The organism is Streptomyces sp. NPDC002054 (assembly GCF_040296685.1).
GTDB lineage: Bacteria > Actinomycetota > Actinomycetes > Streptomycetales > Streptomycetaceae > Streptomyces.
Genome location: NZ_JBEOXT010000025.1, coordinates 72,865 through 86,559, shown reverse-complemented (window position 1 = coordinate 86,559; position 13,695 = coordinate 72,865). Strand labels below are relative to the sequence as shown.

3 protein-coding genes are annotated in these 13,695 nt (G+C 67.6%); 2 read left to right on the top strand and 1 reads right to left on the bottom strand.

The window, feature by feature from the left end:
* Positions 1 to 20: 20 nt before the first annotated feature.
* Positions 21 to 4,073, bottom strand: coding sequence for a ricin-type beta-trefoil lectin domain protein (locus tag ABT123_RS22940; protein WP_351317701.1), 4,053 nt, complete (start codon positions 4,071 to 4,073; stop codon positions 21 to 23).
* A 1,015-nt stretch (positions 4,074 to 5,088) separates the two neighbouring features.
* On the opposite strand from ABT123_RS22940, the gene ABT123_RS22935 reads away from it, so the two are divergent.
* Both ABT123_RS22935 and ABT123_RS22930 read left to right on the top strand, forming a co-directional pair.
* Entirely contained in the window at positions 5,089 to 11,877 is a 6,789-nt protein-coding gene (locus ABT123_RS22935; protein WP_351317699.1) for a polymorphic toxin-type HINT domain-containing protein, read from the top strand.
* Positions 11,861 to 12,892, top strand: a complete 1,032-nt coding sequence (locus tag ABT123_RS22930; RefSeq protein WP_351317698.1) for a DUF3710 domain-containing protein — start codon at positions 11,861 to 11,863, stop codon at positions 12,890 to 12,892. Before ABT123_RS22935 ends, ABT123_RS22930 begins: the two co-directional genes overlap by 17 nt.
* Positions 12,893 to 13,695: the final 803 nt, after the last annotated feature.

The window sequence follows — 13,695 nt, the reverse complement described above, 5'->3', positions numbered from 1 at the left end:
GGCGTGATCACACCGGCACGTCAGTACACGGGCACGGGCACGGGCAGCGGCGCGGTCCCCATCGTGGCCACGGCCCACCGCTGCGCGGCGGTGGCGTTGCAGTCCCAGAGCTGGAGCCGGGTACCCGGGGTGGTGTTCCCCGCGTTCAGATCCAGGCACCGTCCGGAGGCCGGATGGTGGATACTGCCGTCCGCCCGGGGCATGAACCGCTGCTCCTCGGTGCCGTTGCAGGTCCAGAGCAGAACGGCGGTTCCGTTGTCCGAGCCGGCGTTCTCGGAGCCGAGGCACTTCCCCTGGACGCGGATGCTGCCGTCGTGGTGGATCTGGAACTGCTGGGCGACCGCCCGGCCGTTGCAGGTCCACACCTGGATCGCATTGCCGTCGCCGGTCCGGCCGCTGTCGTTGTCGACGCAGGTGTCGGTCTTGGCGGCGTAGGCGATCGGCCCGACGGCACCGGGCGCGGCGACGGACGCCGCGTAGGAGTAGTGCGCCAGATTGCCGATGCCGCCGGTGTAGCCGTACGCGGTGTCGGGCTGACCGTCCGACTTGTACCGGCCGAGGACGAGCGGACCGCCGGTGACCGGCCCGTCGGCCGCCCGGTGGCGCCCGGACCCGGCGTGGATGCCGTTGACGTACAGCCGCATCTGGCCGGTACCCGCATCGAAGACGGCCGTCAGCCGGGTCCAGGCATCGGGGATGACGCGAGCGGCATCCGGATTGAGGGTGGTCGTCGCGTCGTAGGACCAGCCGTCGTTGTCCCCCTTGGCCAGGGCGAAGCGCCAGACCTTGGTGTGCCGGTCGGGGTAGAGCAGGAAGGAGCTGGAACGGGTCGCATCCTGGCTGACGACTACGCCGCTGGCCGCGGAGGCCTTCGCCCACACGCTGAGGGTGAAGCTCTGCCGGACGTCGAGTGAGGGGCCGGTGGCTGTGGCCCGGGATCCGGTGCCGTGGAAGGCGGCGTACGGGGTGCTGGTGCCTCCGATGTCGGCGGTGGGCCAGGTGACCTCGCTGGTGGGGTCCACGCTCGCGTCGTCGGCGGTCAGCTTCCACTGGGCCCGGGGACGGTTGAGGTTCCCCAGGGAGACGGGGTTCGGGTCGAAGCCGGTCACGGTGGGGTGCAGCACGGTGGTCCCGTTGGGCGCGGTCCCGATGCCGGGGAACGCCACGAGCTGCTGCTGGGTGTCGACCGCCCACAGGTCGGGGATGCCGTCACCCGTGATGTCACCGTCGGAGCCGACTCGGGGATAGGCGGCGGGGGTGAGGGTGACGCCGGGGATCAGGCCCTTCGTGGGGTCCGGAAGGCTGGTGAAGACCGGGGCCTCGGGTGTGCCGGTGTTGGCGAAGGCATGGGAGTGAATGCTGCCGCTCGCCGAACGGGCCCACAGAGTCGGGAAGTTGGTTCCCTTGGCGCGGCCCGGAGCGATGAGGTCGTACGAGGCCCAGCGGGTGTCGTTGGCCGAGAGCAGGACGGCGCGGGTGTCAAGCTGGGTTCCGATGCCGGGAGTGCCCAACCAGAGTCGTCCGTTGTCGGTGAACAGCAGCGAGGTCCGCGGCAGTACTTGTGGGTTCGTGCCGGTATCGCCGGCGACGGTGCCGCCGAAGGCGGCGATGCGGCTGGTCCCAGACCAGTCCGAGCCATAGCCGTGCGTCGCACAGGACACGGCGGCCTGGCTTGCGGTCACACAGGTTCCGGGCTTCGACAGCGTCGCCCGGTCCTGGCCGTCGAAGCGGCCACCGAGATCGTCGTTCTGGTACAGGTACAGGTTCGCATCGCCGTCCCTGTGGGCGAAGAGGTCATCGACGCTCTTGAACCCGGGGCTGCCCCGGTGGCTGATCCGGACCTGGTCGTTCCAGCCGTTTCCGCCGGGAGCTGCCGCGATCACGGCCTTCGGTGCGGTGGCCGGATCAGTGTCCTTGGCCCTGCCTTCGATGGTGCGAAGGTTGCCGGTGAGGTCGGGCAGGAGCAGGTCGGGCTTCTTGTCGCCGGTGACGTCGCCGAAGGAAGGGGCGGGACCCTTCAGGTTCGAGGGCGCGTAGTAGCTGTAGACGAAGGGCTGGGACAGGTTGCCCGCGTTGTCCTGCGTCTGCAGGTACACGTGATTGGTGCCCCAGCGCGGCGGCGTGACCTTGACGGTTGCCTTGCCACCGGTCATCGCGGTGATCTGCGCACTGTTGGCGGCATCCGTGCACTTCCAGTTGGTGGCTGCCGCCTGCACGGGGTCGGTCGTCCAGCGGGCGCATGCCAGCCCGGAAGTCCGGGCGCCGCCGGCCGGGGCCGGATCCGTTCCCATGAGGGTGAACGTGCCTTCCTGACCTGAGTACTTGGGCCGCGCCCCGATGGTTCCCGATTCCGGGAAGTCGGTGGAGGTGACTTCCGCGGTGGGCGGGGTGCGGTCGACGCGGAAGTAGCACAGGTCGGTGTTGGCGCTGGTGAGATTGCCGTCCGAGGTGGAGGCCAGCCAGCCGTACTCGTGGCCGTCGGTCAGGGGGCCGACGTTGACGGTGACGGCTCCGTGGCTCCCGTTCCCGTTCGAGTGGTGGAGCGTCGTCTTCTGGTTGTCGTCGTTGTCCCAGAGTTTGAAGGTCGTGTTCAGGACGTTCCCGACGGCCGAGTAGGTGGACGTGGTCAGGGCGATGTCGTTGTTGGCACCGACCCAGCCGGGGTTGTCCCAGGGGTTAGCCGTGCCGGGGGTCTTACAGTCGTTGTACGTGCCGTCCTTGGCGAAGCCGGGGGTCGGGCTGGTACGAGGCCACCACACCGTGGGCCTGACGTCGTACTCCACGACGATGTGCGGGTTGTTGGCGAAGCGCTGACGGTAGTACTTGTTGGACTCGTCGTCCGGGGCGAGGCCGAAGGTCTGATGTGCCCAGCGTCCCTGGGAGGCAGCCTTCATGGTGGTGGTGACATCGAATGCGATCTCGCCGGTCCCGGAGACCGGGATGCTCCCCCCGAGCTTGGCGCACCCGCCCATCCGCGACCCTGTTCCGCAGGGCTGTGCGTTCCAACTGGTCGGATTCTTGATCTCCGCCGTCGCGTACAGACCCATCGGGGTGTTGGTGGACGGGCTGGAAGAAGAGACGATCGTCGCGTGGAAGGTGGCGCTGAACACCGTGACCTCGCGGTCCGGCCTGGTGTGGATCGCCGAGTCGACACCGATCTTGAAGTAGGCGCGGGTGCGGCCCTCCTTACGGCAGGGCGGATCGCCGATGTTGTACCCGCAGAAGCCGGTGGCCGGCTTGTCCTGGCCGTACTCGGTGCCGTTGAACCCGTTGGTGTCCGCGTAGGCCTCCTGCACCTGGGACCAGGCCTGCCTGGTGTTGTCGACGGTCGGGTTGATGCCCGGATCGATGAACCGCGGCCCCGTGCCCTGCGCCAGCAGGGCCGGGTCGGGGACGAGCTCGATGGCCCGGTTGTCCGCGATAACGCTGATGGGTGCGACCGCAGCACCGGCGCCAGGGCCATCGGCGGTGGAGCCGGTCGGTTCGCTGTCGGCACCGGTCCGTGCCGCTCCCTTGGTGGAAGCCGTCGAGTCACCGGCCGAATCCCACATGAGCGAGGCGGGGCTGGAGAAGCGCGTCTTCCCCTCGGCGTCGACCACGGTGATGTTGCCCGCGGCGTCGGAACTCACCGCCAGCCCCTGGGCGTCGACGTCGAGGCGGAGCTTCCGTACGGAGGGGTGCGCTGCGGCCTCGGCGGTGTGGACGACGAGGACCTGGCGCCAGCCGCCGAGGGTGTTGGCGGTCAGTCGCAGGTCGACATCCGGAAGGACGGAGGAGTAGAGGGCACTGTTGCCGTCCACGATGGGCCGGGGGAGCGGGAAGGGGGCCTTGACGGACAGCGTCTTCCCGTCGGAGGTGCTCATGCTGGCCATCGGGCCGCTACCGCCGCCGGAAAGCTTCAGCAGCGAGGGCGCGACCGCGGGGGTGAAGGTGCCGTCGGCGTTGGCGCGCAGGGTCGCGTCCACCTCCTTCCAGCTTCCGTCCTCCGCCTTTACCCGCTGGGTTGTGGCCGTCGCCTCCGTGGTGAGCGTGCCACGGGGATTGGCCCAGGTCTGGGAGCTCTCAGTGGTCAAGTGGCCCACGGCCACTCGCTCCCCAGTACGTTTGGCTTCCGCCAGGGCTGCGCTGAGTGCCTGATCCTCGGCGGAGGGAACGGGCTCGGAGCCGGCGGTCGGCGGTCGGGCGCCCGGTCCGCCGTCATCTGCCGCAGCCGGCGGAGCGGCGAGGACACCTGCGCCGAGGGCGAGCAGCAAGACGCCCGCGAGGGGAAGTGCAGGTAAGCCGGAGACCCGGGGCCGGCGTGGTGCCCGCGCTCTCGTGACCCGCGAAGGAAGAAGTGACGACCTCACGTTGGCAGTCCTCGCTGTGAGCAGGAAACGGACAGAAGTCAGTCGCACGCTCTCTTCACATATGCAAGTTCGTCAACGGATTATCGGGCGCGAGTGCCTGTTTCGAGTAGTTGCACCCCCACTGTCCGTCGAGTGACATGGATCACGTAGGCCACTTTGGTCGATCGTCGCATTTATCGAACACGGGCTCCGTAGGGTGCGTTCGATCCGGGTGGAGTAGACCCGGCTATTCGTACGCTCTGTGTCCTGTGGGGGGATCCGGTTGTCTCGTCGGGGTGGGTTATTCGCGCGCTCGAAACGCGGTCGGCCGCGGGTCGCGATCGTCTCGGTTCTTGCGGTGCTCTTCTCCGGTCTGGGGCTTCCCCTGGTGGAAGCAGCTGAGAAGCCGCCGGAAGTGTGGGTCCCGCCGAATACCGCGCTACCGGAGACCAAGCCCGTCAAAGGTTCGGATGTCCAGCCGTCGGCCGAACCGCCACCGACTGGCCGGGAATGGACCCCGGATTCGAACATCGAAGCCCTGACGGGTGCCGCGACGGTGGCGTTCGGAGCTGCCGAAACGTCGAGATCGGTGCTCGGTCCCGGATCGATCAAGGCCGGATCGCTTCCGGTGTGGATCGCGCCAGTGAATGGCGCAAAGAAATCTGGCGCTGCCATCGCGTCCGGCGGCGGTGAGGACACGCTGCAGGTCCAGGTAAAGGGCGCGGACGGGGCGCGCGCGGCAGGCGTCAACGGCGCCTTGGTGGCAGTCTCCGACACCGATCGCACGAGCTCGTCCGGCAAGGTCACGCTCGAATTCGACGTCACGGCTTGGGCGAAGACGGCCGGCGCGAACTGGGCCGATCGTGCCCGGATGGTTCAGCTGCCCGCGTGTGCTCTGACCACTCCCGGAGCGGACGGCTGCACGACGCGGACCCCGGTCGCGGCCCAGCGGGACGCGGCCTCCGGCCGACTGGTGGCCGAGATCGAGATACCGGCGCGCCCCGGGGCCTTCGTACGTAAGTCCGCGTCGAGCGCTCCATCGGCCGGCGAGGCTTTCGCCGCCCCAACCTCGCCCGCTCAGAACGTCGTGCTGGGTGTGGACCCGGGCCCGTCCGGTGCGGCGGGTGACTTCTCGGCGACTCCGCTGCTGCCGTCGATGTCCTGGCAGGCGGGCGCGAACGCCGCGAACTTCACGTACGGCTACACGGTCGAGGTGCCCTCGGCGATCGCCGGTCCGGCCCCGAGCGTCGGCCTGTCCTACGACTCGTCTTCGCTGGACGGGCGTACGGCGTCCACAAATGCGCAGGCGAGCTGGATCGGTGACGGCTGGGACTGGCACCCGGGTTCGATCTCCCGGTCGTACAAGACGTGCAAGGACGTCGGGATCAAGGATTCTGGTGACGAGTGCTGGGGCGGCGATGTCCTCTCCCTCAACCTGGCCGGCCACGCGGGCGAGATCGTCCGAGATGACAACTCCTGCGTCTACCGGCTCCGCGGCGACGACGGCAGCAAGATCGAGCGGCTGACCGGCCGCAACAACGGTGCCTGGAAGGGCGAGGCCTGGAAGGTGACCACCGGCGACGGCGCCCAGTACTACTTCGGTGCCAACCGCCTTCCTGGCGGAGATGGCACCGATCCGGAGGCGAAGTCGGTTTCCCGGGTGCCCGTCTACTGGCCGGGCGGGCAGGACAAGTGTATGGGGGCCGACTCCCCGGCCACCGGTTCCTGGAACGACCTCGGCTGGCAGTGGAACCTCGACTATGTCGTCGACCCGCATCAGAATCTGATCTCGTACCGCTACGAGCAGGAGACGAACCACTACTCCCGCGGCGGCGGCCAGAACAACGGCAACGGCACCCTCGCCCCCTACCACCGCGGCAGCTACCCGGCCTGGGTCGGCTACGGCCAGCGCCTGCCCGACCAGATCGCCGCCAAGGGCGCCGCCAAGCCGGCCGCCCAGGTGTGGTTCCGCACCGGCGAACGCTGCACCCCCATCGACAGCGCGATCTGCAAGGACCCGGCCAACCAGCGCACCACGGCCAATGCGGCCTACTGGCCGGATGTCCCCATCGACCAGGAGTGCAAGTCCACCGGCACCTGCCTGAACCTCTCGCCCACCTACTTCACCACGAAGAAGCTGAACTGGATCGACACCGAGGTCCTTGAGGGCACCACCTACCGGCGCGTCGACACCTTCGGCCTCAAACACACCTTCGAGGACCCGCAGGACGGCACGTCCCGCTCGCTCTGGCTGAACTCCATCCAGCGCCTGGGCAAGAACGGCCAGGCCACCCTCACCGTCCCGGCGGTGACGTTCCAGCCGAAAGAGATCGCCAACCGCGTCGACGGAACCGTCACGCGCCCGGACGGCACAGAGGCCTCCGCCCCGCGTTACAACCGGCCGCGCATCCAGTCCATCACCACCGAGACCGGCGGCCAGATCAACGTCGTCTACAAGGCGGCCGAGTGCTCCCGGACCGCCAACCGGATGCCGGCCTCCGAGGACAGCAACACCATGGCCTGCATGCCGGTCAAGTGGTACCTGCCCGGCCAGTCCTACCCGGACCCGGTCAACGACTGGTTCAACAAGGTCATCGTCCAGTCCGTCACCGAGCAGGACAAGGTCGGCGGCCAGGTCGCCCAAGTGACCGAGTACGCCTACGACGGCGGCATCGCCTGGCACCGCAACGACTCAGAACTCCCCGACCCCAAGACCCGCACCTGGGACCAGTTCCGCGGCTACGCCAGCGTCACCACCCGCACCGGCAACGCCTCCGAAGGCCCGCGCACCAAGAGCACCACCCACTACCTGCGCGGCATGGACGGCGACGTCCTGAAGAGCGGCAAGCGCTCCGTCTCCTACACCGATGCCGACGGGAAGCAGCAGCCTGACCAGGACGTGCTGTCCGGATTCGCCGTCCGGACCCAGACCTTCGACGGCGACACCGCCACCCTGGTGGCCGAAGAGATCTCTGCTCCCTGGCTGGGCGAGGTCACGGCGACCCGCGCCCAGTCCGGCGGCATGCCAGCCATCACCGCCCGCGCGCTGAACACGGCCAAGGTGACCAATCGCGCCCGGCTCGCGAACAACAACTGGCGTACCTCCGAGCGGACGTCCACCTACGACGACACTCTCTTCTCACGCCCGCTGCGGATCGACGACCGGGCCGACACCTCGCGTTCGGACCAGCGTCTCTGCACCACTTTTGACTACGCGACAGGTCCCAGTGGCAGTCTGACCCAACTGGCGTCCCGCACCCTGGTCCTCTCGGGCACGTGCGGCCAGACACCGACTGCGGCCAACACGGTCGGCGACACGCGCACGTACTTCGACAGCCTGCCGCTGGGCCAGTCCGGGGCAGCTGCCGACCAGACGGGCACCGAGGTCCTGGAGAAGTACGACGGCGCGGGCAAGCCGGTCTACCGCCGCAACGCCACCTCCACGTACGACGCCTACGGCCGAGTCACCAGCACCACCAACAACATCCGCAAGGACGCGGCCCACCCGGGCGGCGCGGTCACCAAGACCGAGTACAAGCCGGCCACCGGCTCCCTCCCGACGGAGGTCGTCCACACCAACCCGCTGGGCTGGAAGTCGTACAACACCCTGGACATCGGCCGCGCCCTGCCGCTGAAGTCCACCGACGAGAACGGCCATATCGCCGAACGCGAGTACGACGCACTCGGCCGCGTCATCGCCGTATGGCAGCCCGGCCAGGAACGCTCCAAGGGCTCCCTGCCGGTCCGCAAGTTCTCGTACACGATGAACGGCACCAACGCGCCGACCACCGTTCTGAGCCAGACGCTCATGAACAACGACGAGTACATCAACAGCTTCACGATCTACGACGGCCTCGGCCGGGTCCGCCAGACCCAGGCCCGGACCCCCTCCGGAGCCCAAGGCCGGATCATCACCGACGCCCTGTTCGACTCCCACGGCCGCCAGGTCAAGACCAGCGCTCCGTACTACAACGACGAGGGCGCCCCGTCCGGCGCGCTCTTCCTGCCGAACGGCGGAGTGACCCCGGACTCGAAGATCCCCGCGCAGACGGTGCAGGTCTTCGACGGCCTAGGCCGGTCCACCGCGTCGGTGTTCCAGTCCTACGGCGTCGAGCAGTGGCGTTCGAAGACCGAGTACCCGGGCGCCGACGAGGTGCGCAGCATCCCGCCGAACGGCGGCTTCGCCTCCGCCGCCATCAGCGACGGCCTCGGCCAGAGGGTGGCCCTGCGCCAGTACAAGGCCAACACGCCCACGGGTGCCTACGACGAAACGACCTATGGCTACAACGCCCAGGGCAAGGAGTTGTGGCGCAAGGACTCGGCCGGCAACGAGTGGACGTTCACGTACGACCTGCTCGGCCGTCTGACCAAGTCGACGGACCCTGACTCCGGCACGTCTACCACCGCCTACGACGACGCGAAGAACCTCGTCTCGGCCACCGACGCCCGCGGCAAGAACGCCACCACGGTCTCCGACCTCCTCGGCCGTCCGGTCGCCACGTACGAGGGCACGGCAGTCGACCCGGCCAAGCAGGTCGCCGGCTTCACCTACGACACGAAGGCCTTGGGCAAGCCGTCCACCACCACCCGCTACGTCGGCGGCGCAACCGGCGCGGCGTACGTCTCGGAAGTCACGGGCTACGACGGCGGCTACCGCCCGCTCGGCACCAAGACCACCATCCCCGCAGTCGAGAACGAACTAGCCGGCACTTACGAGACCACCAATACCTACGACAAGTACGGCCACCTGAGGATGACGGCCCTGCCGGCGATTTCGAAGGCCGGCCTGACCGCCGAGACAGTGGCGTTCGGCTACAACATCGGCGGGAGCCTCATCTCCACGGACGGGAAGCAGGGTCACGTGGTGACGCCGTACGTGGTGGACCTGCGCTACGACCCGTACGGCCGGGTCACCCGCACCACGGTCGGCAACACCGGCAAGCAGATCGTCTCCACCGTCGACTACGACGCGGGGACCGGGAGGCCGGTCCGTACGACGCTGGACAAGCAGACGGCGGCCAGGGCCAGCGTGGACGTCACGGACTACACCTACAACAAGGCGGGTTCCCTGACCTCCATCCGTACGGTGGAGGACGGTGCGCAGGCCGATCAGCAGTGCTTCACGCACGACTACCTGGGTCGCCTGACCCAGTCCTGGACGGACACCGGCACCATCAACACGGCGCCCCAGCCCTCCGTCCGCGGCATCGGCGGCTGCACCAACGCGACCGGCCCGTCCGTGGACGGCACCGGCAAGCCGAGCTTGGGCGGTCCGGCTCCGTACTGGCAGCAGTACGAGTACGACAAGACCGGCAACCGCACCAAGCTGGTGCGCAAGGACACCGCGGGCAACGCGTCCAAGGACGTCACGGTCACCCAGACCTTCGCCGACGGCCCCAACACCCCGAGCACCGACCCTGCAACCGGAGGCGGCACGGGCGGCCCGCACGCCCTGCTGAAGTCGACCGAGACCGGTCCGTCGGGCACGAAGGTCACCTCCTACACCTACGACGCCGCAGGCAACACAGCCTCGATCACCAGCACGCCAGGCACCAAAAACCTCACGTGGAACGGCCAGGGCAAGCTCGACAAGATCACCGGCACCGGCGAGAGCGCCGGCACCAACTACCTCTACGACACCGGCGGCAACCAGCTCATCCGCCGCGACCCCGGCAAGACCACCCTCAACCTCGGCACCGACCAGATCACCCTGGACACCGCCACCAAGAAGGTCACCAACGTCCGCACCTACGCGGCCCCCGGCGGCCTGTCCATCACCCGCACCACCACCGGCGGCACCAGCCAGCTCACCTACCAGGGCTCGGACCACCACGGCACCGGCGGCGTCCAGTTCGACTCCGCCAACCTCGCCCAGACCCGCCGCCACTCCGACCCCTTCGGCAACGCCCGCGGCACCCAGCCCACCCCCGGCACCTGGGCCGGCGACAAGGGCTTCGTAGGCGGCACCAAGGAGGAATCAACCGGTTTCACCCTCCTCGGCGCCCGCGAATACGACCCCACCACCGGCCGCTTCATCAGCCCCGACCCCATCATCGACCCGGGCAACCCGCAGCAGTGGAACGCCTATGCGTATTCCAGCAACGGGCCTATCAACAAGTCGGACCCGACGGGACTTCGGGAGGGATGCAGCGACCCGGAGGAATGCAAGTCGGTCACCAATGTGCACCGGGCTCGGACTACGAAGAAAGAGACCGCTGAGGAGTCCAAGACCAGAGGCGAAGTCGACGCAGCGCAGAATGAGCTGAACTCCGCGAAGCAGCGGCGGGACGAAATCAAGCGCGAGGTCATCAACGTCGTCATGGACCTCATCGGCTATAACGACGCCCGCGACTGCTTCACCAAGGGCGACGTCATGGCCTGCATCAACACGGCTTTGAACTCCGTCCCCTGGGGCAAGGTGTTCAAGGCCATCAAGGTCGGCATCAAGGCATACAAGATCTACAAACAGCTGAACAAAGCCTACGACGCCATCCACGCCGCCGAGCGGCGTTCCTCCCGCGCCATGGAGGCGTTCACCCGCGCCAAGAGGGCGGGTGATGAGGCCCGAGCAGCCGAGGCCCAAGCCGCCAAATCGGCAAGCGCGAAGGCAGCGGACGACTCAGCCAGCGACGCCGCAAGCACCGAAGCCAAGGCTTCGAAGAGCGATGCCGACGCCGAGGCGGACGCCGGAAGCGCCGAGTCCCGAGGCGGCGGCAGCGACGCCTCGGCACCTCCGGCGAAGTGCAACAGCTTCCCTGCCGGTGTCCGAGTCCTCATGGCCGATGGGTCGACCAAGGAGATCGAGGACGTCCGCGACGGTGACACCGTCATGGCCACCGACCCGCAGACGGGCGAAACCCGCCCGAAGAAGGTCACGGCCACCATCACCACCCCGGATGACAAGGAATTCACCGACCTCACCCTCACCGACGACGCCAACCCCCGCGGCCCGCCGTCCCAGCTCACCTCCACCCGCCACCACCCCCACTGGAACGAAACCCGCAAGCAGTGGGTCGACGCCGGCGACTTCACCCCGGGCGACCAACTCATCCAGCCCAACGGCACCACCCTCACCGTCAGCGCCGTACGGACCTACCCCTACGCCGTCACCACGCACAACCTCACCGTCAACGACTTCCACACGTACTATGTGCTGGCAGGCGCCGCGCCAGTCCTGGTCCATAACTGCCCTGCAGCAGCTGACGATAGCGGCCCCGAGATTGTCCGGGGACGTGGACGAGCCTCTCAAGATCCGTCTGAGCTTCCTGACCTTGTCGATCCGGCTAATGGCGGGTACAGCACACCTCGGGGAACGCGATCTCATTCGGAGCCGGGTACGACGCGGCGAGCCAGTCAAGCTGTTGGTGACGAAGCGCAGAACCGAGCCTCTACTGTTTCTCGGGCGCCGACGTACGCGGAAAAGATGGCGGATCTGGCAGATTCCAGTGGCGGGTCCGGCGGTATCGTGGAGGCCGCCGCTGCGGCCGGTCTTGTCGGGTGGCGTGCCTGGCAATTTCTGAGGGGATGGTTGCATGGCCGTCGTAGTTAGCGAAGCGCGTGCGATTTTGGACCAGTTCACCCGTGATGGCTATTTGTCGCCGAACTCGGTGGAGCGTGCAAAATGGGGCGATTGGGGGCAGGTTACGCCGGCATGGGTTCTCCTCCTCAGCCTCAAGGCTTTGATTCTCTTTCGCTGGGAGGAAGGCCGTAATGGGTCGGAGCTTCTCCCTGGGATTCCTGTTGGGCTGCCGCGTAACGACGCCGATGCTCTCGTAGAGGTGCTCCGGGGCAACCTTTCGGCAGCCCGTGTCGCCGGATCCAGAGGAGTGTTGACCCTCGAACGAGTGCTGACTCTGTTGGTCTACGTCGTGGCCGAGGAAGCAATGACACGTGAAGAGGTCGGCGTTCTGTTGGAGTCAGCTCAGGCGATGAATGAGGAAATGCTCCGATCCGGAGACCTGCTGCGGCCGCCGTATCGCGGAGTTGACGTCGGCCCATGGGATATCGGTGAGGCGGGCTGGCAGACAATAGACCTGCTTGATTTTGGCGGACTGAAGGTTCCGCGTAGAGATGTACGCAAGGTGGAGCTCAATCAGTTGCGGTCTGGCGAGGAGTACGGCGAGGTGGTTCTCTTCCGTGACGCGACCGCAAGTTTGCAACTTCAGGCATTTAGGACCTGCGGGAATCCGGAATGGGGTAGGGTCCTCGTCCGGCTCGAATCAGATGTTCGCGCCCGTGGTGGCGAGGTCGAGCGATGGTCTGGGCGGGCGGGTGTCGAGCTCAGAGCGACGGTCCCAGTTGTTGGTGACGCCCGTGGGAGGGGCGCGATGACGGTGCGGTTCATCGGATGCGACGGTCCCGGGTGGATTTTGAGGGGGGTGGTGAACGGAGAGGCGGCGCTGTGTGACAGTCGTGACGAGTGGGCGTATCGCTGCTTTGAGAACGTGGTGGTAACCCCTTCTTTCGAGGTACGCACGCCGACTGTTTCTGCCTCACCCGCCAGCTACTCTCCGATTATGCCACGGGAGGCGGACCGGGTGATTCCATTGCAATTCCCTGAGTAGTCGGACGGGTGAGTCCAACTGATCCGTTTCCCGTCGGAAGTGACTCGGTTCATGTGATGACTGTTTGGATTCTGGCGTGGGAAATACTCGGCATCTAAGATGCTGTAACTACCGGTCTTGACGCGATGGCCCTTGAATCGGACTCGAGTAGCTCCCGGGCTCACAGGAAGCCCCGTCGGAACGCATCCGACGGGGCTTCTGTGGTGTCTGACGGCAGTAGTTGACGGCAACGTCAGCGGATGGACGAGGCGAGCAGCGGCTCGTCGCCTCCGTCTCGGACCTCTCGGCACTCGGTGGGCTGCAGCTCGATGGCCTGGTGCTGAAGCCGGAGCGTGGCATGAGGCGGAGAGCGTTGTGGTGGCGCTGAGCATCCCGACCGCGATGAGCAACCCAGGCAGGACCACTTCCGAGCCACCAGAGTTCAGATGTTCAGAGTTTCTTTACTTGATCAAGGCGTCCCGCTGGCGCGGGCCGCGCGCGCTCCGGCCCTGCGGGGCCGCCGCCCGCTCCTGTCTCCGCCCCGCTGCCGACGGCCCCGCCGGTCCGGGCGCGCAACAGCCTTCAGCGTGGATTGTTCTGGGCTCTGCCCCAGGCCCCGGCCCTCTCTCGGAGGGGGAGGAGACCGAGTGCAGGTACGGCTCCGTCGTGGTGATGGGTGGTCGGGGCGCGGGAGGGGTCCCTCGTCGCCCGGTCACCGGAGGCGTACCAGGAACCCCCCGGGGGCCGCCATGGCCGAGCGCAAGCGTCACGTGGTGAGCCTTGGCGGCCCCCGGAGACCCCTGGTACGGCGAAGCTGCCCGACC

What these genes read in the sequence shown, in the direction of transcription:
- ABT123_RS22930 (WP_351317698.1), top strand. Translation starts at nt 11,861, where the DNA reads ATGGCCGTCGTAGTTAGCGAAGCGCGTGCGATTTTGGACCAGTTCACC.